At 65.6% G+C, this 26790-nt stretch carries 23 protein-coding genes and 1 tRNA gene; 16 read left to right on the top strand and 8 right to left on the bottom strand.

Features of this window, described 5'->3' with window-relative positions:
* From Q8J98_RS08905 to pdxH, 5 genes are all read right to left on the bottom strand, one after another.
* Positions 1-3684, bottom strand: a complete 3684-nt coding sequence (locus tag Q8J98_RS08905; RefSeq protein ID WP_305294026.1) for a vitamin B12-dependent ribonucleotide reductase — start codon at positions 3682-3684, stop codon at positions 1-3.
* A 462-nt stretch (positions 3685-4146) separates the two neighbouring features.
* Positions 4147-4223 (bottom strand) — tRNA-Pro (locus Q8J98_RS08900).
* Between the two features lie 41 nt (positions 4224-4264).
* Positions 4265-4738 carry a DUF192 domain-containing protein gene (locus Q8J98_RS08895; protein WP_370868075.1) on the bottom strand — a complete coding sequence of 158 codons (474 nt, stop codon included), beginning with the start codon at positions 4736-4738 and terminating at the stop codon, positions 4265-4267.
* Positions 4735-5271, bottom strand: coding sequence for a cold-shock protein (locus Q8J98_RS08890; protein WP_305185988.1), 537 nt, complete (start codon positions 5269-5271; stop codon positions 4735-4737). Before Q8J98_RS08890 ends, Q8J98_RS08895 begins: the two co-directional genes overlap by 4 nt.
* Positions 5272-5384: 113 nt before the next feature.
* Complete coding sequence (gene pdxH, locus Q8J98_RS08885) at positions 5385-5990, bottom strand: pyridoxamine 5'-phosphate oxidase (RefSeq protein ID WP_305294025.1); 606 nt, start codon at positions 5988-5990, stop codon at positions 5385-5387.
* A gap of 84 nt (positions 5991-6074) precedes the next feature.
* Here pdxH and fabI point away from each other — a divergent pair, with 84 nt between their 5' ends.
* The 5 genes from fabI to trpE all read left to right on the top strand — a co-directional run bounded on the left by fabI (position 6075) and on the right by trpE (position 12104).
* A complete protein-coding gene (fabI, locus tag Q8J98_RS08880) occupies positions 6075-6899 on the top strand; it encodes an enoyl-ACP reductase FabI (protein WP_305185917.1) in 825 nt (274 codons plus the stop codon).
* 1 nt (position 6900) lies between these two features.
* On the top strand, positions 6901-7410 hold the full coding sequence (gpt, locus tag Q8J98_RS08875) for a xanthine phosphoribosyltransferase (RefSeq protein WP_305185916.1): 510 nt from the start codon (positions 6901-6903) through the stop codon (positions 7408-7410).
* 78 nt (positions 7411-7488) lie between these two features.
* Positions 7489-8664: an aminotransferase gene (locus Q8J98_RS08870; RefSeq protein WP_305294024.1), complete on the top strand. Its 1176-nt coding sequence runs from the start codon at positions 7489-7491 to the stop codon at positions 8662-8664.
* 65 nt (positions 8665-8729) lie between these two features.
* Positions 8730-10580: a peptidylprolyl isomerase gene (locus Q8J98_RS08865; protein ID WP_305294023.1), complete on the top strand. Its 1851-nt coding sequence runs from the start codon at positions 8730-8732 to the stop codon at positions 10578-10580.
* Positions 10581-10592: 12 nt separating this feature from the next.
* Positions 10593-12104 (top strand): anthranilate synthase component I, encoded by a 1512-nt coding sequence (gene trpE / locus Q8J98_RS08860; RefSeq protein WP_305294022.1) that lies wholly within the window; start codon positions 10593-10595, stop codon positions 12102-12104.
* A gap of 12 nt (positions 12105-12116) precedes the next feature.
* Here trpE and Q8J98_RS08855 read toward each other — a convergent pair whose 3' ends face one another.
* Complete coding sequence (locus Q8J98_RS08855; RefSeq protein WP_305294021.1) at positions 12117-13838, bottom strand: divergent polysaccharide deacetylase family protein; 1722 nt, start codon at positions 13836-13838, stop codon at positions 12117-12119.
* 128 nt (positions 13839-13966) lie between these two features.
* On the opposite strand from Q8J98_RS08855, the gene Q8J98_RS08850 reads away from it, so the two are divergent.
* The 6 genes from Q8J98_RS08850 (at position 13967) to lexA (ending at position 18759) form a co-directional block, all read left to right on the top strand.
* Positions 13967-14560 carry an aminodeoxychorismate/anthranilate synthase component II gene (locus tag Q8J98_RS08850; RefSeq protein WP_305185911.1) on the top strand — a complete coding sequence of 198 codons (594 nt, stop codon included), beginning with the start codon at positions 13967-13969 and terminating at the stop codon, positions 14558-14560.
* Positions 14557-15564: an anthranilate phosphoribosyltransferase gene (gene trpD / locus Q8J98_RS08845; RefSeq protein ID WP_305185910.1), complete on the top strand. Its 1008-nt coding sequence runs from the start codon at positions 14557-14559 to the stop codon at positions 15562-15564. The genes Q8J98_RS08850 and trpD overlap by 4 nt, the downstream gene beginning before the upstream one ends.
* A 2-nt stretch (positions 15565-15566) precedes the next feature.
* Entirely contained in the window at positions 15567-16355 is a 789-nt protein-coding gene (trpC, locus tag Q8J98_RS08840; protein ID WP_305294020.1) for an indole-3-glycerol phosphate synthase TrpC, read from the top strand.
* A complete protein-coding gene (gene moaC / locus Q8J98_RS08835; protein WP_305294019.1) occupies positions 16352-16825 on the top strand; it encodes a cyclic pyranopterin monophosphate synthase MoaC in 474 nt (157 codons plus the stop codon). Before trpC ends, moaC begins: the two co-directional genes overlap by 4 nt.
* A complete protein-coding gene (gene glp, locus Q8J98_RS08830; RefSeq protein ID WP_305294035.1) occupies positions 16825-18006 on the top strand; it encodes a gephyrin-like molybdotransferase Glp in 1182 nt (393 codons plus the stop codon). Before moaC ends, glp begins: the two co-directional genes overlap by 1 nt.
* Before the next feature lie 69 nt (positions 18007-18075).
* A complete protein-coding gene (lexA, locus tag Q8J98_RS08825; protein ID WP_305294018.1) occupies positions 18076-18759 on the top strand; it encodes a transcriptional repressor LexA in 684 nt (227 codons plus the stop codon).
* Positions 18760-18788: 29 nt separating this feature from the next.
* Here lexA and Q8J98_RS08820 read toward each other — a convergent pair whose 3' ends face one another.
* Positions 18789-20903, bottom strand: a complete 2115-nt coding sequence (locus tag Q8J98_RS08820; RefSeq protein WP_305294017.1) for a ComEC/Rec2 family competence protein — start codon at positions 20901-20903, stop codon at positions 18789-18791.
* Positions 20904-20984: 81 nt separating this feature from the next.
* Here Q8J98_RS08820 and gltX point away from each other — a divergent pair, with 81 nt between their 5' ends.
* Both gltX and gltA read left to right on the top strand, forming a co-directional pair.
* Positions 20985-22397, top strand: a complete 1413-nt coding sequence (gltX, locus tag Q8J98_RS08815; protein ID WP_305294016.1) for a glutamate--tRNA ligase — start codon at positions 20985-20987, stop codon at positions 22395-22397.
* A gap of 60 nt (positions 22398-22457) precedes the next feature.
* Positions 22458-23753, top strand: coding sequence for a citrate synthase (gltA, locus tag Q8J98_RS08810; RefSeq protein WP_305294015.1), 1296 nt, complete (start codon positions 22458-22460; stop codon positions 23751-23753).
* Positions 23754-23840: 87 nt separating this feature from the next.
* On the opposite strand, the gene Q8J98_RS08805 is transcribed toward gltA, so the two are convergent.
* Entirely contained in the window at positions 23841-24389 is a 549-nt protein-coding gene (locus Q8J98_RS08805) for a biotin transporter BioY (protein ID WP_305294014.1), read from the bottom strand.
* A 106-nt stretch (positions 24390-24495) separates the two neighbouring features.
* Between Q8J98_RS08805 and Q8J98_RS08800 the strand changes: the two genes are divergently transcribed.
* From Q8J98_RS08800 to Q8J98_RS08790, 3 genes are all read left to right on the top strand, one after another.
* Positions 24496-25167, top strand: a complete 672-nt coding sequence (locus Q8J98_RS08800; RefSeq protein ID WP_305294013.1) for an SDR family oxidoreductase — start codon at positions 24496-24498, stop codon at positions 25165-25167.
* Between the two features lie 150 nt (positions 25168-25317).
* The gene (gene surE, locus Q8J98_RS08795; RefSeq protein ID WP_305185900.1) at positions 25318-26103 is read left to right on the top strand and encodes a 5'/3'-nucleotidase SurE; all 786 of its coding nucleotides are present in this window, start codon (positions 25318-25320) and stop codon (positions 26101-26103) included.
* Complete coding sequence (locus Q8J98_RS08790) at positions 26100-26762, top strand: protein-L-isoaspartate(D-aspartate) O-methyltransferase (RefSeq protein ID WP_305185899.1); 663 nt, start codon at positions 26100-26102, stop codon at positions 26760-26762. The genes surE and Q8J98_RS08790 overlap by 4 nt, the downstream gene beginning before the upstream one ends.
* Positions 26763-26790: the final 28 nt, after the last annotated feature.

Below are 26790 nucleotides of genomic sequence, written 5' to 3'. Positions count from 1 at the left end.
TCAGCTGCACCCGCTCGTGCCGCCGCAGGTGTTGCATTTCATGCAGGTGCCGTTGCGCACCAGCGTGTAGTTGCCGCATTCGCTGCAGGCCTCGCCTTCGTAGCCTTGCAGCTTTGCCTTGGCGCGCGCGTCCATGCTGACCACGCCGGAAACGATGGCGGTTGCCGAGGCGCTGTATTGCGCGGTTTCGGGCACCAGCGCGTTGAGCGCGCTCAGCGCGTCGCCGCCGTGAAATGCGGTGTTGCCCGAGATGCCGCCCTGAAACACCACCAGTTCCTGCGGCAGCCGCTTGCGCAGATAGCCGGTCGAGGAAATCTGCCGCAGCACATCAAGCGATTTCGACGCGGCCGATTCCGACGGTTCGGAGATGTTGCGCTTGCCCTCGTCCTTGCCGCCACCGATGTCGTCAAAGCTGGCACCCTGCGGTTTGACATGTGCAAGGTCGGTTCTGTCGAGGTAGGAAACCGCCAGTTCACGGAACACATAATCGAGAATCGAGGTTGCGTTCTTGATGCTGTCGTTGCCCTGCACCATGCCTGCGGGTTCGAATTTGGTGAAGGTGAAGGCATCGACGAATTCTTCCAGCGGCACGCCATATTGCAGCCCAACCGAAATGGCGATGGCGAAATTGTTCATCATCGCCCGGAAGCCCGCACCTTCCTTGTGCATGTCGATGAAGATCTCGCCAAGCTGGCCGTCGTGGTATTCGCCGGTGCGCAGATAGACCTTGTGACCGCCGACCACCGCCTTTTGCGTATAGCCCTTGCGCCGTTCGGGCAGCTTTTCGCGGTGGCTGCGCACGATCTCCTTGACGATCACCTTTTCGATGATCTTTTCGGCCAGCACGATCGCCTTTTGCTGCTGGCTGCCCGAAGCGAGGATTTCCTCGGCCTCCTCGTCATCCTCCACCAGCGAAGACGCCAGCGGCTGGCTGAGTTTCGAGCCGTCGCGGTAAAGCGCGTTGGCCTTGATCCCGAGGCTGTGGCTGAGTTCATAGGCCGCAAGCGTATCGGCAATGCTGGCCGAATTCTGCATGTTGATGGTTTTCGAGATTGCCCCCGAAATAAAGCTCTGCGCCGCCGCCATCATGTAGATGTGGCTGTTGACCGAAAGGTAGCGCTTGCCGGTCTTGCCGCAGGCGTTGGCGCAGTCAAACACCGAATAGTGCTCGGGCTTGAGGTGCGGCGCGCCTTCAAGCGTCATCGTGCCGCAAACGTGGTCGTTGGCAGCATCGACCTGCGCCTTGGAAAAGCCGAGATGGCGCAGCATGTCGAAGGTGGGATCGCAGAGCCGTTCCGCCGGAATGCCAAGCGTCCGGGTGCAAAAGTCCTCGCCAAGCGTCCACTGGTTGAACACAAAGCGGATGTCGAAGGCCGAGGGCAGCGCCGCCTCGAGCTTTTCGATTTCGCGCGCGCCAAACCCGTGGCCAAGCAGCGCGGTATGGTTGACGCCGGGGGCCTGACCCAGGCTTGCGTGGCCTACCGCGTGGGCGATGATTTCCTCGATATCGGCAGAGCCGTAGCCAAGGCTTTCAAGTGCAGCCGGGACCGAACGGTTGATGATCTTGAAGTAGCCGCCGCCCGCAAGTTTCTTGAACTTGACCAGCGCAAAGTCCGGCTCGATTCCGGTGGTGTCGCAATCCATCACCAGACCGATTGTGCCGGTGGGCGCAATGACCGAGACCTGCGCGTTGCGAAAGCCATGCGCCTCGCCCAGCCTGACCGCCTCATCCCATGAAGATTTCGCAAGTGCGACAAGGGTTTCATCGGGGCAATTCACCTGATCAAGCGGCACCGGAAGAACCGCCAGCCCGTGGTAGCCGCGCGCCTTGCCATAGGCCGCCTTGCGGTGGTTGCGGATCACCCGCAGCATGTGGTGGGCGTTGCGCGCATGGCCGGGGAAGGCCCCAAGCTCACCCGCCATCTCGGCCGAGGTGGCATAGGCAACGCCGGTCATGATCGCGCTCAGCGCGCCGCAAAGCGCGCGGCCCTCATCGCTGTCATATCCCATCCCCATGCTCATCAGCAGGCCGCCAATATTGGCATAACCGAGGCCGAGCGTGCGAAAATCGTAGGAACGCTGCGCGATCTCGCGGCTCGGGAACTGCGCCATGGTCACCGAGATTTCCAGCGTCACGGTCCAGAGCCGGGTCGCGTGGATATAGGCTTCCGCATCGAACTCGCCGTTCTTGTGGAAGGTCAGCAGGTTCATCGAGGCAAGGTTGCAGGCGGTATCGTCAAGGAACATGTATTCCGAACACGGATTGGAGCCGCGAATGGCACCGTCTTCGGGGCAGGTATGCCAGGCATTCACCGTGTCATGAAACTGGATGCCGGGGTCGGCGCAGGCCCAGGCGGCGTGGCCGACCTGCTCCCAAAGATCGCGCGCCTTGAGGGTCCTGGCGACCTTGCCATCGGTGCGGCGCAGCAGCGACCAATCGGCATCCTCCTTGACCGCCTTCAGAAAGGCGTCGGTCACGCGAACCGAATTGTTCGAGTTCTGCCCGGAAACCGAGATATAGGCCTCCGAATCCCAATCGGTGTCATAGGTCGGAAACTCGATGCTGGTGTGACCCTGGCGCGCGTATTGCAGCACCCGGTTGATGTAGGTTTCCGGGATCATCACCTTTTTCGCCGAACGGATCGCGGTTTTCAGGCCCGCATTCTTCACCGGGTCGGTGGCATCTTCCATGCTGCCATCCCAGGCACGGATCGCCGCAAAGATCTCGTTCAGCTTCTGCTCGTGCATTTTCGAGCCGGCGACCAGGCTTGCCACCTTTTGCTCTTCGATCACCTTCCAGTTGATGAACTGTTCGATGTCGGGGTGATCCATGTCGCAGATCACCATTTTTGCGGCGCGCCGCGTGGTGCCGCCGGATTTGATCGCCCCCGCTGCGCGGTCGCCGATTTTCAGGAACCCCATCAGCCCGGATGATTTGCCGCCGCCCGAAAGCCGCTCACCCTCGCCGCGCAAGCTGGAAAAGTTGGTGCCGGTGCCCGAGCCGTATTTGAACAGGCGGGCCTCGCGCACCCAGAGGTCCATGATGCCGCCGTCGCCGACAAGATCATCCTTGACCGATTGGATGAAGCAGGCATGCGGCTGCGGGTGCTCATAGGCGCTTTCGGATTTGGTCAGCTGGCCGGTCTTGAAATCGACATAGTAATGGCCCTGGCTCGGGCCGTCGATACCGTAGGCCCAGTGCAGCCCGGTATTGAACCACTGCGGCGAATTCGGCGCGGCCATCTGGCGGGCCAGCATGTAGCGCATTTCATCCATGTAGGCGCGGGCGTCATCCTCGGTGGTGAAATAGCCGCCCTTCCAGCCCCAATAGGTCCAGGCACCCGCCATCCGGTCGAACACCTGCCGGGCCGAGGTTTCGCCGACGAATCTCGCCGCTTCCGGCAGCACGTCAAGCGCCGCGGTATCGGGTGCAGAGCGCCACAGAAATTCGGGCACTCCCGGTTCCGCAACGCGCGTCAGGCAGGCGGGCACCCCGGCCTTGCGGAAATACTTTTGCGCCAGCACGTCCGAGGCGACCTGGCTCCAGCCGGCCGGCACTTCGACATGCTCATTGCGAAACACCACCGTGCCATCGGGATTGCGAATCTCCGAAATGGTGGTGGCAAAGTCGATCTCGCCATAGGCACCGCTCGCTACCGAAGTGAATTTCCGTTCGATTTTCATGGTCTGCCCCGTTCCCGTTTTTTGCCCGCGTTTCGCCAAAGCTGCGCCGCGCCCCGCAAACACTACGGAACCAAGGGCCTTTCCAGCGACAGGCCTCGCTTTCGGCTAAGCTTTGCGCCGACCTCGCCACCACTACATCTGGTGGCATTTCGATCGACTTCCACAAATTGACGGGTTTGCCGGGCAGGGTCAACAAAGTTTTCCGCACCGCATGGTTGATTTTTTGGTTGACGCGCTCATCGCGCAGTGCAGCCAAATTAACCTTTCGATTCATCCCCAAGCCGGACCGCGCAGAGAATGCGGCGCGCGCTGCGACAATTTCCTTTGATACCGCAGAATTGAAACAGTTTTCTAACAGATCGCATGAGCTTCATCGGCGAAGCGCGAATTTGCCTCGCCTCCGAACGGGCGTGGCTGCGGCACAACAGCGCGCGAAAGAACCGAGGTGAACTTGGGGGGATTTGGTCGGGGTGACAGGATTTGAACCTGCGGCCTACTGCTCCCAAAGCAGCCGCGCTACCAGGCTGCGCCACACCCCGACACCGCCACTCCTAACGAAATCGCGCCGCAAGGGAAAGGGTCACTGACAGGGAAATACCGCCGTGCCTTGCGCCAGCCGAGGATGCGCAAGCTCGGCACCGGGCACAATGCCGATGCGCCGCGCCAGGCCGCCGTTGATTTCCAGCACCATCAGCACCCCGTCGCCGCCCGGAATCGGGGTTTCGTCAAGCGGGACGGCATTTGCATGCACCTTGGTCACGGTGCCGGTCGGATCGATGAAAATCATGTCGAGCGGGATCAGCGTGTTGCGCATCCAGAATGACGCGGTCTGCGGGCGTTCGTAGATGAACAGCATGCCGGCGCTGGCAGGCAGGCTGGCGCGGTGCATCAGACCCTGCTGGCGCTCTTGCGGATCATCGGCGAGTTCAATGGTAAACTGCGCCTGACCGCCGGGAAAGCGAAACAGCGCCAGATCGTCACGGCACTCAACCGCCGCAACCGGCGACGCGGAAAAAGCCGCGAGCGCCGCACACACCAACCCGAATCGGATCACCCCTGCACCTCCCGCAATGCGGATTCCCACGCCAGCACCTGCGCCGCCATGCGCCCGCGCTTGCCCTCGATCACCCGAAGCGCCACCGCTTCACCCGGCCCAAGGTCGGCAAAGCCAGACTGGCGCAGAACCTCGATATGAATGAACACATCCTCGCTGCGGCCAAACACGTTGGCGAAACCGAAACCCTTCACCTTGTCGAACCACTTAACCCGCGCCGATTCAAGCGGCAGCGCGGCGATTTCGGCGGCCGAGGTATCATCAAGGTCGTCGATATGCGCCAGCCGGTCGGTTTCGGGCGGCGCGATCTCGACCACCTCGACCGCCTGAACACCGCGCGGCGTTGTCTGCGCCATCACCACGATCGGCGCGCCGTCGGCAACCGATCCCTGGCCAAAATTGCGCAACACATTGGCATGCAAGAGAATGTCGGGGCCGCCCTCGGAATCGAGCACGAAGCCGAATCCCTTGGCCGGATCGAACCACTTGACGTGGCCTGATACCCTGCGCAGCTCGGTCGGTTCCTGGATCATCATTCAGCTCTCGGTCACCCAATCAGGTCCCGCGCAATGTCACATAGTGCGGCGGGGATTCAAGCGGAAAAAGCTGGATAAACCAAGCTGGAGAAATTCACGAAGCGTGAAAATCAAGGGCTGAGGCGGGTCACCGACCAGTCACCCGCGACGCTCTGCCGCTGCCAGCGGAACCGGTCATGCAACCGAAACGGGCCATCCGCCCAGAATTCCACTTCGAGCGGACGCAGCCGGAAGCCACCCCAATACGGTGGCCGTGCCGGTGCCACCCCATGCTGAGCAGTCATTCGTGCCACTTCGGCCATCAGCGCCGCGCGCGACGCCAAAGGCTGACTTTGCCGCGACGCCCAGGCACCGAGGCGGCTCTTGAGACTGCGCGAGGCGAAATAGGCATCGGCTTGCGGTCCCTCTTCGCGGCTGACGATTCCGCGCACCCGGATCTGGCGGCGCAGGCTTTTCCAGTGCAGCACAAAGGCCGCCTTGCCCGCCGCGGCTATCTCCCGCGCCTTGACGCTTTCGTAGTTGGTATAAAAAACAAAGGCGTCGGCCTCGATCTCCTTCAGCAACACCATCCGCACATTGGGCAACCCGGCGGCATCCACTGTCGCCAGTGCAATCGCATCGGGGTCGTTCGGCTCGGATCTTTCGGCCTCAGCCAGCCAGGCGCGCGCTATCGCAAAGGGGTCGTCGCCCGCAAATATCCCGCTCCGGTCGCCCATGCTTTCCCCGATGCTGCCGCCTTGATGCCCTGCATGCTTTGGCCTAATGCTTGCAAACCTGAGTTGCAACGGCGGGGAGTTCGGATGTCAAAGAAACTGATGGCAGGCAAGCGGGGGCTGATCATGGGCCTGGCCAATGACAAGTCGATTGCCTGGGGCATCGCCAAGGCCTGCGCCGATGCGGGAGCGGAACTTGCGTTCTCGTACCAGGGCGAACAGCTGAAAAAGCGGGTCGAACCGCTGGCAGCTAGCATCGGGGCAACCGAGATGGTGGAATGCGACGTGGCCGATGAGGGCTCGCTCGATGCGCTGTTCGCGCGGCTCAAGCAGGTCTGGGGCAGCGTCGATTTCGTCGTCCATGCAATCGGCTTTTCCGACAAGGCCGAACTGCGCGGGCGCTATGTCGATACCAGCGCCGCCAATTTCCGGATGACGATGGATATTTCGGTCTATTCCTTCACCGCTGTCTGCCAGCGCGCGGCGGCGATGATGGGGCCGGGCGGCAGCCTGCTGACGCTCACCTATTACGGCTCCGAGCGGGTGATGCCGCATTACAATGTCATGGGTCTGGCGAAAGCCGCGCTGGAGGCGAGCGTGCGCTACATCGCCGAAGACCTTGGCAAGGATGGTATCCGCTGCAACGCCATTTCCGCCGGGCCGATCAAGACCCTTGCCGCCTCGGGCATCGGCGATTTCCGCTACATCATGAAATGGAACGAGTTGAACAGCCCGCTGCGGCGCAATGTGACGCAGGAAGAGGTGGGCAAGGCTGCGCTTTATCTTCTGTCCGATCTCGGTTCGGGCACCACCGGCGAAGTGCTGCATGTCGATGCGGGCTATCATGTGGTCGGCATGAAGGCGGTCGATTCGCCCGATATCGACGTGGTCACCGGGCGCAAGGAGGCCTGAGATGACCGAGCGTCTGCCGCATGAAAAGGGCTTTCACGTCAGCTGGGACCAGTTGCACCGCGATGCGCGCGCGCTCGCCTGGCGGCTCGATGGCAAGGGTCCGGGCGAGGGCGGGGTGTGGCGCGCCGTGGTTGGCATCACCCGAGGCGGGCTGGTGCCCGCGATGATCGTCAGCCGCGAGCTTGATATTCGCGTGGTCGATACGATTTCGGTGAAAAGCTACAGCCATCAGGCGCAGGCACCCGAAGCAAAGGTGACCAAAAGCCCGCAGGGCGATCTGATGCGCGACGGTGAGGGGATCTTGATCGTCGATGACCTCGTCGATACCGGCAAGACGCTGGAACTGGTGCGCCGCCTCTACCCGCGCGCGCATTTCGCCACCGTCTATGCCAAGCCCAAGGGCAAGCCGCTGGTCGATACCTATGTTACCGAAGTCAGCCAGGATACCTGGATCTTCTTTCCCTGGGACATGGCGCTGCAATATGTGCAGCCCTACCGAGGCACCGACTGAGCCTACGGCAAGCGCCGGGGGCTATCTGCCCCCGGACCCCCGAGGGTGTTTTTGCGAAGAAGAACAGGAAGGTGCGCGATGGTCTTGAAGCCGCTGAACCCGGCGCTTGCGGCGACCTTCGCGCCGCCGGTGATGGAGGCGCGGCGCTGGCTTGATGGGGAGGAGTTTGCGCCCGACCGGCCGCTGATCAACGTCAGCCAGGCCGCCCCTGTCGCGCCGCCGCCGCTGGCGTTGCGGCAAGCCATTGCCGAGGCCGCGCTTCACCTGCCTGCCGCGCATCTTTATGGGCCGGTGCTCGGCATGGCGGAATTGCGTGCAGAACTGGCAGCGCAATGGAGCGCGGCCTATGGCGGCGCGATAGCCCCGGCGCAGGTGGCGATCACCCAGGGCTGCAACCAGGCGTTCTGCGCCGCGCTGGCGACGCTGGCCGGCGCGGGAGATGAGGTTATTCTTCCAACCCCTTGGTATTTCAACCACAAGATGTGGCTTGACATGCAGCGGGTGAAGGCGGTGCCGCTGGCCACCGGGGCCGGGCTGATCCCCGAAGCCGAAGCCGCCGCGGCGCTGATCACCCCCGCCACGCGGGCCATCGTGCTGGTCTCGCCCAACAACCCCGGCGGGGTCGAATACCCGGCGGCAGTGCTGCGCGCTTTCCGCGAACTGGCGCGGCAACGCGGCATCGCGCTGATCGTGGACGAGACCTACCGCGATTTCGACAGCCGTGACGGTGCCCCGCACGACCTTTTCACCGATCCCGACTGGGACGAGGGCTTCATTCACCTCTATTCCTTTTCCAAGGCCTATCGGCTGACCGGGCACCGGGTGGGCGCGATTGTGGCCAGCGCCGAGCGGCTGGCCGAGGTCGAGAAGTTTCTCGACACCGTTGCGATTTGCCCCAGCCAGCTTGGCCAGATCGCGGCACTTTGGGGCATGCGCAACCTCGCGGGGTGGGTGGCGGGCGAGCGCGCCGAAATTCTCGCGCGGCGCGCGGCGATGCAGGCGGGTCTGACGGCCCTGCCCGGCTGGCGCACGCTGGGTGTGGGTGCCTATTTTGCCTATGTCGAACATCCCTCGCCGCTGCCCTCACCCGCCTTCGCCCGGGCGCTGGTGCGCGAGGCGGGCGTACTCGTGTTGCCCGGCACGATGTTCATGCCCGAAGGCGAGGGCGAACGGGAGTTGCGCATCGCCTTCGCCAATATCGACGTGGCCGGAATCGGACGGCTGATGGCACGGCTTTCCGCGCTGACCATCTGAGCCTTGCCCGTACGCAGGCAAACGCCTAAACACCGCCAGACGGCTTTCCGCGAAAGGTGCGAGCGATGACGACCCCGCTGCGTTCAAAAGGCAAAAACACCGTCGTCTGGATTCTGATGGCGCTTCTGGTGCTGGGTCTGGGCGGCTTCGGGTTTACCAACTTTTCCGGCTCGATCCGCTCGATCGGCAAGGTCGGTGACACCGAGGTATCGGTGAACGACTACGCGCGCGCGCTGAGCAACGAGATCAACGCTTTTTCCGCACAGGTGGGGCAACAGATCACGCTCGACATGGCGATGGCCTTCGGCATCGAAAGCGCGGTGCAATCGCAATTGTTCATCAATGCCGCCCTTGACGAGCAGGCGGCGCGGATCGGCATTTCGGCCGGCGATGACGAAGTCCGGCGGCAAATTCTCGGCGCGGCTTCGTTTCGCGGGCTCGATGGCAAGTTCGACCGGCAGAATTACACGCTGACGCTGCGCCAGCAGGGGCTGAACGAAACCGAATTCGAGGCCGCCTTGCGCGCGGATTCGGCGCGCGCCGTGCTGCTTGCCGCGGTGATCGGCGGCGTCAAGGCACCCGACACCCTGGCCCAGACGCTGGCCGCATGGCAGACCGAAACCCGCAGCCTGAGCCATGCCGAACTGACCGCCGACGATCTGACCGAGGCCCTGCCGGTGCCGACCGAGGCAGAGCTGCGCGCCTACCACGCCGCACACCCCGAGGCTTTCACCAGCGCCGAGACGCGCGACATCGCCTATATCTGGCTGACCCCGGCAATGCTGCGCGACGAGGCAATGCCGGATGAGGCAAGCCTGCGCGCGCTTTATCAGGCGCGGATCGACGAATACGTTTTTGCCGAACGGAGACTGGTGGAAATGCTGGTCTATCCGAGCGAGGCCGATGCGCTGGCCGCCCGGACCCGGTTTGACGCCGGACAGACGAGCTTTGCGGCGCTGGTTGCCGAGCGCGGGCTGGCGCGCGCCGATGTCGATCTGGGTGATGTGGCCATAGAAGACCTCGGCGCTGCGGGCGACGCGGTCTTTGCCGCGACGGTCCCGGCACTTCTTGGCCCGCTGCCATCGGATTTTGGCCCGGCGCTTTATGCGGTAAACGCGGTGCTAGGCGCTGAAGAAATCCCGTTTGAAGAGGCGAAGGTTCTGCTCGCCGCCGAAGCCTCGATGGAGGCCGCCCGGAGGCTGATTGCAACGCGCGCCGAAATCTATGCCGACCTGCTTGCGGGCGGAGCCACGCTTGAGGACATGGTCAGGGAAACCCCGATGCAGGCGGGCACGATCCGCTTTTCCGCCGATATCCGCGAGGGCATCGCGGATTACGAAGGTTTCCGCAACGCCGCCGCCTCGGCCAAGCCCGAAGATTTTCCCGAGCTTGCAATCCTTGAGGATGGCAGCATCTTCGCGTTTCAGCTTACGGCCATTAACCCGCCCGAACTGATTTCGTTTGACGAGGTCGCCGATGCGGTGCGCGCCGCATGGGAGTTGGCGGAAATCCATGCGGGCCTGCTGGCCCGCGCCGAAAACGCTGTGCGCGCAGTCGGCACCGGGGTGCCGCTCAGTGCGCAGGGGCTGGTCACCACCTCCATCGGGGCGCTGCCGCGTGGCGGCTTTCTGGAAGATGTTCCCGCCGACATTACCGCCGCCGCCTTTGCAATGAAGGCGGGCGAGGCGCGGGTTATCGATGCCGAGGGTCGGGTGCTGGTGCTGGTGCTCGACGCGGTGCACAAGCCCGCCGCCGACGATCCGGCAACCCAAACCGCGCGCGTGGCGCTTGCCACCCAGATCACCCAATCGCTGGCGCGCGATCTGGTTGACCTTTACGGGCGCGCGGCGCTTGTCGAGGCCGGGTTGCGCATTGATGCCGCCGCGATTGCCGCGGTGCAGGCGCAAATGCGCTAGGCGGGGGAAACTGTGGTCGCGCTCAATCCATCCTTCGAGGCCTTCGAGGCGGGCTGGAATGCCGGGAAAAACCAACTGGTCTATGCCCGCCTTGCCGCCGATCTCGATACACCGGTATCGCTGATGCTCAAGCTTGCCGACGCCGCGACGAACAGCTTCATGCTGGAAAGCGTCACCGGCGGCGAGGTGCGCGGGCGCTATTCGATGGTGGGCATGAAGCCGGACCTGATCTGGGAATGTCGCGGCCGGGCAGCGCGGATCAACCGGCAGGCGCGTTTTGACGAGCGGTTTGAAGACCTGCCGGGGCATCCGTTCGAAAGCCTGCGCGCCTTGATCGCGGAAAGCCGCATCGAAATGCCCGAAACGCTGCCCGCCGGTGCCGCCGGGCTTTTCGGCTATCTCGGCTACGACATGATCCGGCTGGTCGAACATCTGCCCGATGTGAACCCCGACCCGCTCGGCGTACCCGATGCGGTGCTGATGCGGCCTTCGGTGGTTGCCGTGCTGGACGGGGTGAAGGGCGAGGTGATCCTTTGTGCGCCCGCCTGGGCGAGCACCGGGCTTTTGGCGCGCGCCGCCTATGCGCAGGCCGCCGAGCGGGTGATGGACGCGCTGCGCGACCTTGACCGCGCCCCCGCCGCCGCCGCGCGCGATCTGGGCGAGGCCGAAGCGGTTGGCGAGGCTCGATCGAACTTTTCCAAGGCCGCCTATATGGAGGCCGTCGAAAAGGCCAAGGATTACATTCGCGCGGGCGACATTTTCCAGGTCGTGCCGTCGCAGCGCTGGGTGCAGGAATTCCGCCTGCCGCCTTTCGCGCTCTATCGCAGCCTGCGGCGCACCAACCCTTCGCCCTTCATGTTCTTCCTCAACTTCGGTGGTTTCCAGATCATCGGGGCAAGCCCCGAGATCCTCGTGCGCCTGCGCGCGGGCGAGGTCACCATTCGCCCGATCGCGGGCACCCGGCCACGCGGTGCAACGCCCGAGGAAGACCGCGCCTTCGAGGCCGAGCTTCTCGCCGACCCGAAGGAGCGGGCCGAACACCTGATGCTGCTCGACCTCGGGCGCAATGATGTGGGCCGGGTGGCGCGCGTCGGCACCGTGCACCCGACCGAGAAATTCATCATCGAGCGCTACAGCCACGTCATGCATATCGTCTCGAATGTGGTGGGCGAACTTGCGGCGGGCGAAGATGCGCTGTCGGCGTTGCTTGCGGGACTGCCTGCGGGCACCGTGTCAGGGGCACCCAAAGTGCGGGCGATGCAGATCATCGACGAGCTGGAGCCTGAAAAGCGCGGCGTCTATGGCGGCGGCGTCGGCTATTTTGCCGCCAATGGCGAAATGGACATGTGCATTGCACTGCGCACCGCCGTGCTGAAAGGCGGCCAGCTTTACACCCAGGCCGGGGGCGGCGTTGTCTATGACAGCGACCCCGAGGCGGAATGGCAGGAATCGGTCAACAAAAGCCGCGCGCTCCGCAAGGCCGCCGAAGATGCCGGGCTGTTCGTGCGGCGCGGCAACGGTTGAACCGAGGCAGGGCTAAAGCGGCCCGCCTGCCAGAGCCAGTGCCGAAAGCGGGGCGAGTTCCGGCCCGCCCTCACGGCCCGCGTGCCATTCGGCCAACCCGGCAAGCGTTTCGGGCCAGGCGCGCAACATCACCGCAACCCCCTTACCGCGCGCCGCCTCAAAGGCCGCGCGGTCAAGATAGCGGCGAATGGCGGGGGCCTTGTCGGTCTCGGTATCGAGCACGCGCCAGATAGCGGCCTGCGGCACCCCCGCGGCCGCCGCCAGTTGCTCGGCGGCGTTGAGCCCTTTTCCCGATTGCGTGGCCAGCCCCAGCCCATCGCGCGCCAGCACCGCAACGAGTTGCTGGGCGAGGCTGCGGTTGCCCTGAACAACCGGTTCGGGTGGCTCGACCACCGCCACCGCCTCGGGCAGCACCCGCCGCCAATCCGCCAGTGCCACCTCCAGATCGGTTGGCGTGGCCCCCGTGGGCAGTGGCTGGGCAAGGATTGCCACTTCGAAGCCCGCAGCGCGGTAAGCGGCAGCGGCATCGCGCGCACCGGCGCGCATCGGGTCAAGCGCAATGGTCAGCGGCAGCCCCAGCGCCTGCAGCGCGGCAATATCCGCCCCGGCACCGGGATCGAGAAACACCAGCGCCAGCATCGGGCCGCCAGTGGCGGTATAGTCGGTGCCATAGGCCACGATCGGCCGCAGCGCTTCGGCGGGAGGTGTCGGGTTGACCGGGGCCGGGGCGCTGCCGATTGATGGCAACCGGTTCACCGCGACGCCCGGCGCATTGGCAAAGCCGGGCGCGGCGGCTGTGGCGAAGCCCGGTTGCGGCAGCGCCGCAGCTGCCGGGCTGGAGGGTACCGTGTCGGGCACCAGAATGATGTCCGGAAGTGCTGCGGCCTGCGGCGGCGATGCAGCAGCAGGTTTGTCAGCCGCGGCGGCGGCGTCAGGCGCGGCATCCGCCACCGGCGCGGCAAGTGGCGAAGCGGCGGCCGCAGGTGCCGCCAGCACATCGGGGCTGGCCGGCAGATCAGACAGGGCGGCGGCTGAAAGCACCGGCGCAAAGGCTTCTCCGGGCGGTGGCACCGGCAAGGGCTGCTCCGCCTGCGGCAGCGCCGGGGATGCAAGATCGGCCACCGGCGCACCGGGTGCCACGGGGCCGCTTGGTGCCGCGGGGCGCGCGGCAGGATCGGTGCCTGCCACAGCGGGCGCGGCCTCGACGGTGGCAAGCGGGGCTGCGGGAAGGTTCGGCTGCGCCGGGGCCGCATCGGCACCGGGTCGCAATGCCAGAGCATCGCCCGGCGCGCGTGCAAACTCGGACCCGGCGGGAACCTCGATGATCGCGGGCGGGGCTGCCCGCCCCGGAACCGTGGCGGGTGCCGCCGGGGCTGGCTCCGCCATCGGCGCGGCTGTGGCAAGGTCGATTGCCGGGGCCGCAGCTTCTGACCCGCTGGTGACCGCCTCGGCAGGTGCATCGGGCGACGGCGCAATCGCCGCAGGTGCCGCTTCCGAAGCCCCGGAAGGCGCGCTTGCAGTCGCATCGGCCACTGGTGCAATCGCCAGCGGCGCGGGTGCCGTTGCCTCGGGCACCGCCACCACGGGCGCGGGCAGCACCGGCTCGGGCCGCGCCACCACCGGCGCGGGCGCTTCGGGGCGCTGCGGCAAGGGCAACATCAGCGATGTCACGGCAAGCGCCATCGCGGAAAACACCGCCCCCATCACCAGTCCGGAAAGAACGCCGCGCCCCATATCTGCCCTCGCCAACCTCTTGCCCGCCGCACGGGGCCTTGACCATGCCGCGCGGCTCTGCCCATCTATAGCCCGACGCAAAACCCGGTTCACCCTGAATCCGGCCCGCCTTGGGGATTTCCGCCGCCATGCTGCTTCTGATCGATAACTACGACAGCTTTACCTACAACCTTGTGCACTATTTCGGTGAATTGGGTGCAGATGTCGTGGTGCGCCGCAATGACGCGCTGGATGTGCAGCAGGCAATGGCAATGGGTGCCGAGGCGATCGTGCTTTCTCCCGGCCCCTGCGACCCGGCGCAGGCTGGCATCTGCCTGCCGCTGACCCTTGCCGCCGCCGAAACCGGAACCCCGCTGTTGGGCGTCTGCCTTGGCCATCAGGCGATCGGCGAAGCCTTTGGCGGCCATGTGGTGCGGGCGGGCGAGATCGTGCATGGCAAGATGGGCACCATTCACCACGCCGGTGCCGGAGTATTCAAAGGCCTGCCTTCGCCCTTCCTCGCCACCCGCTACCACAGCCTGATTGTCGAACGTGCCACCCTGCCCGCCTGCCTTGAGGTCACGGCATGGCTTGAAGATGGCACCATCATGGGCCTGCGCCACCGCGAGCGGCTGATCGAGGGGGTGCAGTTCCATCCCGAAAGCATCGCCTCCGAACACGGTCACGCGCTGATCCGCAACTTCCTCGCCAGCGCCGGAATTTCCGCAAAGGCAGCCGCATGAGCGATATTCGCCCGCTGATCGGCATCGCCGCCGAGCGCCCGCTGACCCGGCCCGAAGCCGAGGCCGCCTTCACCGCGCTTTTTGAAGGTGCGGCGACGCCAAGCCAGATGGGCGGGTTTCTGATGGCGCTGAGGGTGCGCGGCGAGACGGTCGAGGAAATCGCCGCCGCCGCCCGGGTCATGCGCGCCAAGTGCAACGCCGTGCGCGCGCCGCTGGGGGCGATGGACATTGTCGGCACCGGCGGTGATGGCAAGGGCACGCTCAACATCTCCACCGCCACCGCCTTCGTGGTGGCGGGCGCGGGGGTGGTGGTTGCCAAGCACGGCAACCGCAACCTCTCGTCAAAATCGGGTGCGGCGGATGCGCTGACCGCGCTCGGGATCAACGTCATGCAAGGTGCCGAGATCGCCGAAAAAGCGCTGGCCGAAGCAGGCATTGCCTTCATGATGGCGCCGATGCACCACCCCGCAATCCGCCACGTCATGCCGACGCGCAGCGAGCTTGGCACCCGCACCATCTTCAACCTGCTCGGCCCTCTCACCAACCCCGCCGGGGTGAAGCGGCAGTTGACCGGAGCATTTTCGCGCACCTGGATCCGCCCGATGGCCGAGGTTCTCGGCGCGCTCGGGTCTGATCGCGCCTGGCTGGTACATGGCGGCGACGGCACCGACGAGCTTTCCATTGCCGGGGTTTCCTATGTGGCGGCCCTCGAAGGCGGCGCGGTGCGCGAGTTCGAACTGCACCCCGAGGAAGCCGGGCTGCCGGTGCATGCCTTCGAGACGATCATCGGCGGCGAGCCCGCCGAAAACGCCGCTGCTTTTCGCGCCTTGCTTGCGGGGGTCAAAGGCGCTTACCGCGATGCCGTGCTGCTCAACGCCGCCGCCGCGCTGATCGTGGCGGAAAAGGCCGCGGACCTGCGCGAAGGCGTGGCCCGCGCGATCGAGAGCATCGATTCCGGCGCGGCGGCAGCCAAACTTGCAGCGCTGAAGGCAGTGGCGGGCTGAGCATGGATATTCTCGACCGGATCAAGGCCTACAAGCTGGTCGAGATTGCTGCGGCGAAACAGGCGCGCCCGCTTGCCGCCATCGAGGCGGCCGCGCGGGCGGCCCCGCCTGTGCGGGGCTTTGCCGCGGCGCTGACCGCCAGGGCCACGACCGGCTACGCACTGATCGCCGAGATCAAGAAGGCCAGCCCCTCGAAAGGCGTGATCCGCAGCGATTTCGACCCGCCCGCGCTTGCCCGCGCCTATCAGGCCGGTGGTGCCGCCTGCCTTTCGGTGCTGACCGATGGCCCGAGCTTTCAAGGTGCGCCCGAATTCCTTGCCGCCGCCCGCGCTGCCTGCACGCTGCCGGTACTGCGCAAGGATTTTCTCTACGACCCCTATCAGGTGGCCGAGGCCCGTGCCTGGGGCGCGGATGCCGTGCTGATCATCATGGCGGCGGTCAGCGACACGCAGGCCGCCGAACTGGAGGCGGCTGCCCTGGCCTGGGGTATGGATGTGCTGATCGAGGTGCATGACCGCGCCGAGCTTGATCGCGCGCTTCGGCTCGGCTCGCGGCTGATCGGAATAAATAACCGCAATCTCAAGACCTTCGCCGTTTCTCTTGATGTGACGCGCGAACTTGCGCCGCTGCTTCCTGCCGGGCGCGATCTGGTTTGCGAAAGCGGTCTTTTCAGCGCCGCCGACCTAGCCGACATGGCCGCATCGGGTGCCCGACGGTTTCTGATCGGCGAAAGCCTGATGCGCCAGGCTGATGTCGCCGCCGCCACACGCGCAATTCTGGGGGAGCCATGAGCCTGACCCATTTTGACCCGAAGGGCGACGCGCATATGGTTGATGTTTCATCCAAATCTCCAACCCACAGGGTTGCGGTGGCCGAGGGCACCGTGCTGATGCTGGCGGAGACGCTGCTGCTGGTGCAGGCGGGAAGCGCGAAAAAGGGCGACGTGCTGGGCGTGGCACGGCTTGCCGGTATCATGGCGGCCAAGCGCACCGCCGACCTCATTCCGCTCTGCCACCCGCTGCCGCTCACCCATGTGGCGCTGGAGCTTGAACCGGATCCGGCGTTGCCGGGGGTGCGGATCACCGCAACCGTGGAAACCGACGGCAAGACCGGGGTCGAGATGGAGGCGCTGACTGCGGTTGGCGTGGCGGCGCTCACCGTCTATGACATGCTCAAGGCGGTGGACCGCGCCATGCGCATTGACGGCATCCGCGTTATTCTGAAAGATGGCGGTAAATCAGGGCGTTACGAGGCGAGATGATGATTTCGGTTGACGAGGCACTGCGCCGGGTTCTGGCTTTGGCGGGGCCGGTCGGCAGCGAGGTCGTGCCGCTGCGCGCGGCGCTTGGCAGGGTGCTTGCCGCCCCCGCGCTGGCGCGGCTGACGCAGCCGCCTTTCGATGCCGCGGCGATGGATGGCTATGCGCTCGCGGCTGCCGACCATGTTGCGGGTGCCATGCTTCGCGTGGTGGGCGAGGCAGGTGCGGGGCATGGCTTTGCCGCCAGCTTGCAGCCGGGCGAAGCGGTGCGCATTTTCACCGGCGCGCCGGTGCCTGCGGGGGCGGAGGTGGTGGTGATGCAGGAGGATGTAGCGCGCGCGGGCGACCGCATCACCCTGCCCGCCAGGATCGACAGCCGCCGCCATATCCGCCTGCGCGGACAGGACTTTGCCGAGGGGCAAGCGCTTTCCGCGCCGCTGCTGCTGCAACCGCGACACCTCGGCCTGCTTGCCGCAATGAACCTGCCAGAGGTCACCGTTGCGCGCAGGCCGGTGGTCGCGGTAATCGCCACCGGCGACGAGTTGGTGATGCCGGGCGAAGACCCCGGCCCCGGCCAGATCATCTGCTCCAACTCATTCACGCTTGCCGCGATGGCCGAGGCGGCCGGGGCCGAGGCCCGCATGCTGCCGATCGCGCGCGACGACGAGGCGGCGCTGCGGCAGGCCTTCGCGCTCGCCGCGGGGGCAGACCTGATCGTCAGCTCGGGCGGCGCTTCGGTGGGCGACCACGATCTGGTCGGCAGGGTTGCCGCCGACCTTGGCATGGAGCGCGCCTTCTGGAAGGTGGCAATGCGCCCCGGCAAGCCGCTGATGGCGGGGCGCATGGGCAAGGCGGTGATGCTCGGCCTGCCCGGCAACCCGGTATCGGCCTTCGTGGCGGCACGGCTGTTTCTGCTGCCGCTGCTGGCGGCGATGCAGGGCTTGCCGGGCGCGCACGCGCCGCTGCGCGCCCGCCTTGGCAACGACGTTGCGGCCAACGGAGAGCGCACACATTACATGCGCGCGCGTCTTGAGTCGGGGCCCGATCTGCCAATGATTGCGCCGTTTTCGGAGCAGGATTCGGCGCTGCAGCGGCTGCTGACCGCCGCTGGTGCCTTGCTGATCCGGCCTCCGGGCGATGGCCCGCGCGCAGCGGGGGAGGTTGTCGAATACCTGCCGCTCTGAGCCGAGGCGTTGACACGAAACGGGAACACGGCTAGAACATAGTTTGAACAGGCTCGTGGAGGGGTGTCCATGCTGACGCGCAAGCAACTGGAATTGCTGGATTTCATTCAAAAACGCACGCAGCGCGACGGGGTTCCGCCTTCGTTCGACGAAATGAAGGATGCGCTCGATCTGCGCTCGAAGTCGGGCATTCACCGGCTCATCACGGCGCTGGAGGAGCGTGGCTTCATCCGCCGCCTTGCCCACCGCGCCAGGGCCATCGAAATCATCAAGCTGCCAGAGGCAATGGAGCGTGTCGGCTTCAACCCGCGGCTGATTGCCGGGGACCGGGCCGACCCGCCGCGCGGTGCCATGCCGGTGGCGGCGGGGGTGACGGAGCTGCCGGTGATGGGGCGGATCGCTGCCGGGGTGCCGATCGAGGCGATTTCCGAGATTTCGCACCACATCACGGTGCCCGAAACCATGTTGTCGGGGCGCGGCCAGCACTATGCGCTGGAGGTCAAGGGTGATTCGATGATTGAAGCGGGGATCAACGATGGCGACATCGTGGTGATCCGCGAACAGACCACCGCAGAAAACGGCGATATCGTGGTTGCCCTTGTCGAAGGCTTTGAAGCGACGCTGAAGCGGTTTCGCCGCAAGAACGGCATGATCGCGCTCGAGGCCGCCAACCCCGCCTATGAGACCCGGATTCTGCGTGATGATCAGGTAAAGGTGCAGGGCCGCCTCGTTGGTCTGATCCGCAGCTACTGAGGCCCGGGGGCCGGGACGCAGCTTCGCGCCTAGCGGCCGCGCGTGGCCCAAAGGCGCGGGCCGATCGCCCCGGCAACCGTCTCCACCCGCAGTGTCGCGCCTTCTGGCGTGATCGAAACCGCGCCGCTTTGGCGCAGGCTTTTCAGATCGAACAGCAGGCAATCGGGCGGTGCCGGGCGCTCTGCCTCGGCTGCCAATACCACCACCGCGCCACCTGTGCAGGCGTCGGCCACCCGCCCGGCCGCGCCCTTGCCGCTCAGGTGCACCACGCGCCGCCCGGCCAGCACCGCCTCGCGCGACCCGGCGGGGCCGCTCCATCCGGCGCGGGCCTGGGCATCCTGCGGGCTGGCGATGTCTCCGTCTTCCGCAAGCCAGGTTTCGGCGGCAAATCCGGCACCCGATTTGGAAAGCGCGCGGCCGTTCGCCGTCAGCAGCCCGACAAGCTCTCCCTCGGGGGCGATCAGCAGCACCGGGCGCTCAACCTGCGCCCAGAAGAGCGTCGCGGCAAGCGCGGCACCCAGCCCCGCCACCCGCGCGGCACCCCGCGCCAGCACCACCAGCGCCGCCGCCAACGCCAGCAAGGGCAGCACCACCCCCGGCGGCACCGGCACGGCGAGCAGCGCGCCATCAAGCCCCGCCACCCAGTCGGAAACAAAGATCATCCAGCGCGTGCCTTGCTCCATCACCCAAAGCGGCGGACCGGCAAGGCCGAAGGGTGCCAGCAGCGCCGCGATGACCCCGGCAGGCATCACCGCCGTGCCCATCACCGGCACCGCCAGCAGGTTCGCCAGAAGCCCGTATTCCGGCATCCGGTTGAAATGCGCGGCAGCAATCGGTGCCGAGGCCAGACCCGCCGCAAGCGACGAGATCACCAGCATCGCCACCGGCTTCAGCAGCCCCGGCACAAGGTGCTGCACCGCGGCCCAGGGGCGATAGACCAGAATCAGCGCCACCGTCGCCCCGAAGGACATCTGAAAGCCCGGCTCGACAAGGCTCTCAGGCTCCATCAGCAACAGCAGCAGTGCCGCCAGCGCCACGGTGCGCAGGCTGATGGCGCGGCGGTCAAGCAGCACCGCCACCAGCATCGTCGCGGCCATCACATAGGCGCGCTCGGTTGCCACGTTCGGCCCCGCCAGCCAGAGGTAGATGCTGGCAGCAACCAGCGCCACGCCCGCAGCGATCTTTTTCACCGGCAGATGCAGGGCAAGGCTGCCCGCCGCCGCGAGGCCGTAGCGCAGCGCCGCAAACACGAAGCCCACGAGCATGCCCATGTGCAGGCCGGAAATGGAAATGATGTGGTAAAGGTTCGAGGCGCGCATCGAGGCGTTGGTGGCCTCGGCAATGCCGGATCGGTCGCCGGTCATCAGCGCCGCCGCCACCGCCCCCGCCTGCCCCGGGATCCGCGCCTGAATCGCCGCCGAAATCCGCATCCGCGCGCGGTGCCCGGCAAGCAGCCAGTCGCCTGGTGCCGGCGGCTCTACCAGCAGCACCGGGGCGCGCACATAGCCCACCGCGCCGAGCCGTGAAAACCAGGAGTTGCGGCGGAAGTCATAGCTTTGCGGCGATGCCGGGCCGGCGGGCGGCATCAGGTTCGCGGTCATCATCACCCGCTGCCCCGGCTCGGGCAGAAGCTGCGATTGATCGCCATGCAGCGCCACGCGCGCGGTTGCGGGAATGCGCGCGGGCGCGGTGTTCGCGAGCACCATCTGGTCCAGCGTCAGCCGGATGTAATCGCCGCTGGACCGATCGATCGAGATGATCCGCCCCTCGACCGGCCCGTAATAGCGATAGCCGAGCACCGGTGCCGCCAGATCATGCGCCCGCGCCCCGGCAAGCAAAAAGCCCGCCGCCGCAACGGTCAGCGCCGCCGCAAAAATACGCCCCGCATCGGGGCCGCGCAGCCATGCGACCGCCCCGAGCACCGCCGCCACGGCAACAAGGGTATAGTCCGCCCTGCCCGGCTCCCGGTCGAGGCCGAACCAAAGCCCGATGCCGGTGCCAAGCCAGACCGGCAGCCACAGGAACATATCCGTCCCTGCGGCGGCGAGCGCCAGCAGCGGATGGCGCAAGCCGCCCCAATGCGCCAGAAGGCCGCCGCCGAGCCTGCCTTGCGGTGGCGAATGCAGATCGGCAGCGCCTGCCACTTCTTGTTTCTCCGCGCATCCTTGCCTAAGGATCAGCGCGAAAGCCTATCCGGCTCATGGTTACCGAAAGGTTAATGTGCGATGTCTTCCACCCCCCATGCCCCGGTGGTCACCCGTTTTGCACCGTCGCCAACCGGCTATCTGCACATCGGTGGCGCGCGCACGGCGCTGTTCAACTGGCTCTACGCGCGCGGGCGTGGAGGCAAGTTTCTGCTGCGCATCGAAGATACCGACCGCGAGCGTTCCACCCCCGAAGCGACGGCTGCCATTCTGCGCGGCCTCGCCTGGCTCGGGCTCGACTGGGATGGCGAGGCGGTCAGCCAGTTTGCCGGTCGTGCGCGGCACGCCGAGGTTGCGCGCCAGATGCTGGCAAGCGGCACCGCCTACAAGTGCTTTGCCACGCAGGACGAAATCGAGGCCTTCCGCGCGGCGGCACGCGCAGCGGGTACCTCAACCCTGTTCCAAAGCCCCTGGCGCGATGCCGACCCCGCCAGCCACCCCGATGCGCCCTATGTGATCCGCCTGCGCGCCCCGCGCGAAGGTGCCACGGTGATCGAGGACGCCGTGCAGGGCACGGTCACCTTCCGCAATGACCAGCTGGATGACATGGTTTGTTTACGCTCGGATGCTACGCCCACCTACATGCTGGCAGTCGTCGTAGATGACCACGACATGGGCGTAACCCATATCATCCGGGGCGACGACCATCTGACCAACGCGGCGCGTCAGGTGCAGGTCTATCAGGCGATGGGCTGGCCGGTGCCGGTCTTCGCGCATATTCCGCTGATCCACGGCCCCGACGGCAAGAAGCTCAGCAAGCGTCACGGCGCGGTCGGGCTTGAGGAATATCAGGCGATGGGTTTTTGCGCCGCGGGGATGCGCAACTACCTCACGCGCCTTGGCTGGAGCCACGGCGACGACGAGCTTTTCGACGATGCGCAGGCCAGGGAATGGTTCGATCTTTCGGGAATCGGGCGCGCCCCGGCGCGGCTCGATTTCAAGAAACTCGAGAACGTATCGGGCTATCACATCGCCAAGGCTGCGGACGCAGAATTGTTGCCCGAAATTGAGGCATATCTGGAGGCCGCGGGCCGCCCCGCGCTTAGAGAGGCGCAACGCGAGGGGCTGATGCGCGCCCTGCCCTGCACCAAGGAGCGCGCCAAGACCATTCCGGAACTTCTTGACAAGGCTCATTTTGTTCTGGCCGCGCGGCCACTGGTTCCGGACCAGAAAGCGGCGGCGGGGCTTGATTTGGTATCCCGTGGTATACTGGCTGAATTGACGCCGCAGCTGCAAAATGCTAGCTGGGTGCGAGATGAGCTGGAGGCAATTGTTGCCGCCGTGGCAGAGGCGCACGGGCTTGGCCTGGGCAAGATCGCCGGGCCGTTGCGGGCTGCATTGGCGGGGCGCACGGTAACGCCCAGCGTGTTCGACATGATGCTGGTCCTGGGCCGCGAGGAGACACTCGCACGACTAGGCGATCAGGCGGCCTGACAGGCCGGAGCAAACAACGGAACGCTCTCGGCACGGCCGGGAACAGGGAAAGGGAATGACATGGCTGAGACGAACAGAACTGCCACGCTGAACATCGACGGCAAGAGCTACGATCTGCCGATCTTCTCGCCCACTGTCGGCCCCGATGTGATCGATATCCGCAAGCTTTACTCTGACGCAGATGTGTTCACCTATGATCCCGGCTTCACCTCGACCGCCGCCTGCGAAAGCGCCATCACCTTTATCGACGGTGACAAGGGCCAGCTTCTGTATCGCGGCTACCCGATCGAGCAACTGGCGGAAAAATCGCATTTCCTTGAAGTCTGCTACCTGCTCTTGAACGGCTCGCTGCCGACTGCGGCACAGATGGACAACTTCGAGGGCCGGGTGACCCGCCACACCATGGTGCACGAGCAGATGCACTATTTCTTCCGCGGTTTCCGTCGCGACAGCCACCCGATGGCAACGATGGTGGGCGTCGTCGGCGCGATGTCGGCCTTCTATCACGACAGCCTCGACATCAATGACCCCTGGCAGCGCGAGGTGGCGGCGATCCGGATGATCGCCAAGCTGCCGACGATTGCGGCGATGGCCTACAAATATTCGATCGGCCAGCCCTTCGTCTATCCGCAGAACGATCTCGACTATGCCTCGAACTTCCTGCGCATGTGCTTTGCGGTCCCCGCCGAGGATTACAAGGTCAGCCCGGTGCTCGCCAAGGCGATGGACCGGATCATGATGCTGCACGCCGACCACGAACAGAACGCCTCGACCTCGACGGTGCGGCTTGCCGGTTCGTCCGGGGCAAACCCTTTCGCCTGCGTCGCCGCCGGCATTGCCTGCCTCTGGGGTCCGGCGCATGGCGGTGCCAACCAGGCCTGTCTCGAGATGCTGCGCGAAATCGGCACGGTCGAGCGCATTCCCGAATATATCGCCCGCGCAAAAGACAAGAACGACCCGTTCCGCCTGATGGGCTTCGGACATCGCGTCTACAAGAACTTCGACCCGCGCGCCAAGGTGATGAAGGAATCCGCCGACGAAGTTCTCGACCTCCTCGGTATCCACGACAACGAAACCCTGCGCGTGGCGAAGGAGCTGGAGCGGATCGCGCTGGAAGACGACTATTTCGTTTCGAAGAAACTCTACCCGAACGTCGATTTCTACTCGGGCATCATCCTTGAAGCGATGGGCTTCCCGACCGCCATGTTCACCCCGATCTTCGCGCTTTCGCGCACCGTCGGCTGGATCAGCCAGTGGAAAGAGATGATCGGCGATCCGGCGCTGAAGATCGGCCGTCCGCGCCAGCTTTATATCGGCGAGGCCGCGCGCGATTACACGCCCGTCGAAAGCCGCTGAAGGCGCAAACGAAAAAGGCCGGGGGGGGAACCCCCGGCCTTTTGCCATGAAGCAGCGCGAAAGCCCCGAATATCGGGCGCGCGAGACTCAGCTGCGGGCGCGGCCCAGCAAGGCCCAGCCGCCGGAAACAGCCAAGGCCGCAAGGACAGATTTCGCCATGTCGCCCGCAATGAAGGGCAGCATGCCCTTTTCGATCGCGCCGCCAAGACTGAGCGGCGTCACCGCATCAAGCCAGAGCACACCCGGAACATATATCATCAGCGACGCCGCGACCGAGGCCAGAAGTGCCGGCACAAAGCGGCGCGCACCAAGATCGGCGGCAAGACCGGCAAGCGCGACCATCGGCAGAAAACCGATGATGAAGCCGGTGGTCGGCCCCCCGAGCACCGAACCCGGCGCAAGCACCGGCAGCCCCACCGCGGCCTCGGCGATATAGGCAAGAACGGCCGCAAAGCCCAAGCGCCAGCCCATGGTCAGACCGACCAGCAACACGGCCAGCGTGGAAAGTGTCATCGGCACGGGATACATCGGCACCGAAACGCGCGCCGCCAGCGCAATCACGGCGGCCCCGCCAAGCACCATCAAGGCGCGGGCGGCAAGGGTTTGGCTCGGTAGAAGTGCCTTGGAAAGTGTCATCGGGGGCCTCTTGCAAAGGGTCAGTTGCGCAGAGTTATGCCGCAGTTGCCCGCGATGTCAACGCTCCCCCTTGCACGGCGGCGCGCCGAATGCGAAACGAACCCGCATGAGCGCCAAGCCCGACACCCCGACCGACACCCCGAGAACCGCCCTCGTCACCGGCGCCTCGCGCGGCCTTGGTGCCGCGCTGGCCGAGGCGCTGGCGGCGCAGGGCTGGCATGTGATTGCGGTAGCGCGCACCGTCGGCGGGCTGGAAGAACTTGACGACCGCATTCAGGCGGCCGGGGGCAATACCACACTCGCCCCGATGGATGTGACCGACGCCGATGCGATGGCGCATCTCGCCGCCTCGATCACGGCGCGCTGGGGCGGGCTTCAGCTTTGGGCACATACCGCCATCCACGCGGAATCGCTGACCCCCGCAGGCCATATCGCCGCCAAGGATCTGGCAAAATCAGTGGCCTGCAACCTCGCCGCCACGGCCCATCTGATCGGCCTCGTTGAACCGCTCCTGCGCGCAGGCCACGGAACCGCAGTCTTTTTCGATGATCCGCGCGGCGGGCAGAAATTCTTTGGTGCTTATGGTGCCACCAAATCCGCGCAAATCGCGCTCGCCCGAAGCTGGCAGGCGGAATCCGCAAAGATCGGGCCGCGCGTGCTGATCGAGGCACCGCTGCCAATGCCCACCGCCACCCGCGCCCGCTTTTTTCCCGGCGAGGACCGCAGCGCGCTCACGCCAACCCGCACCGAGGCCGCGCGCATTCTGGCGCGTCTCTGATCGCTGCTTCAGGGCAAATATCCCCCGCGGAGCGCGCGGCCCGTGCCGCAGGTGCCTCCGGCGGGGATATTTACACCAAAGCAGAGACCTTCCTTGCTTTACGCACCTCGCTTCGCGGTCTAATCAGGGGCAACTGGGCCGAGGGGTTTCATGCGCATTCTGGTTACCAATGACGATGGCATCAACGCTCCGGGTTTGCTGGTGCTGGAACAGATTGCAGCGGAAATCGCAGGCCCCGGCGGCGAGGTCTGGACCGTGGCACCCGCATTTGAACAATCGGGCGTCGGCCATTGCATCAGCTACACCCACCCGATGATGATCGCCCGCATGGCAACGCGGCGCTATGCGGCCGAGGGCAGCCCGGCGGATTGCGTGCTGGCGGGCATCTACGACGTGTTGCAGGGCGCGCGGCCCGATCTTGTGCTTTCCGGTGTCAACCGGGGCAACAACGCCGCCGAGAACGCGCTTTATTCGGGCACTGTCGGCGGCGCGATGGAAGCGGCCCTGCAAGGCATTCCGGCGATTGCGCTCAGCCAGTTTCTCGGCCCCGAGACCGACGATCTCGCCGACCCTTTCGAGGCCGCGCGGGCGCATGGGGCCGGGGTGGTGCGCGCGCTTCTCGACAGGGGGCGTTGGGATGGCGGCGACTACAGGCTGTTTTACAACGTCAACTTTCCGCCGGTTCCTGCGGCCAGGGTGCGCGGCATGAAGGCTGCGGCGCAGGGCTGGCGCACCGACACGTTCTTTGGCGTCAAACCGCATATCTCGCCTTCGGGGCGCAAGTTCTTGTGGATCACCGGCGGGCCGCAGCATCTGCCCACCGCGCCGGGCACCGATGTCGCGGTCAATCTCGAAGGCTTCATCTCGATCACCCCGATGCGCGCCGACCTTACCGCGCATGATGTGCTGGCCGATCTTGAGGCACGGCTGGCATGAGCGATCCGGGCGGCGGCGAGGGCAGTATCGCCGAACGCAAGATGCGGTTTCTTTTCGCGCTGCGCTCGCGCGGGGTCACCGATGCGCGGGTGCTGAACGCGATGGAACAGGTGGACCGGGGGCTGTTCGTGCGCGGTCTTTTCGCTGACCGGGCCTATGAAGACATGCCGCTGCCGATTGCCTGTGGCCAGACCATCAGCCAGCCAACGGTGGTAGGGCTGATGACACAGGCGCTGGAGGTGGGGCCACGCGATACCGTGCTCGAGGTCGGCACCGGTTCGGGCTATCAGGCGGCGATCCTGTCGATGCTGGCGCGGCGCGTCTATACGGTTGACCGTCACCGGCGGCTGGTGCGCGAGGCGGAAGTGCTGTTTGCCGCGCTCAATTTGCGCAATATCGTGGCGATCACCGCAGATGGCAGCCACGGCCTTCCCGAACAGGCCCCGTTCGACCGCATTCTGGTTACTGCCGCTGCTGAAGACCCGCCAGGCCCGCTCTTGGCGCAGCTCAAGATCGGCGGTATCATGGTGCTTCCCGTGGGGCAGTCGGATGCGGTGCAAAGCCTGATCCGGGTGCGGCGCGGCGAAACAGGCTATGAATATGACGAGTTGCGCCCGGTGCGCTTCGTGCCTTTGATCGAGGGCGTGAGCTACGATTAGGCGTTTTTTCCAAAGGGTCCGGTCACAG

This window comes from Phaeovulum sp. (assembly GCF_030684035.1).
Taxonomy (GTDB): domain Bacteria; phylum Pseudomonadota; class Alphaproteobacteria; order Rhodobacterales; family Rhodobacteraceae; genus UBA6213.
The sequence above is the reverse complement of the archived record's forward strand: the minus strand, read 5'-3'. Positions and strand labels throughout refer to the sequence as shown.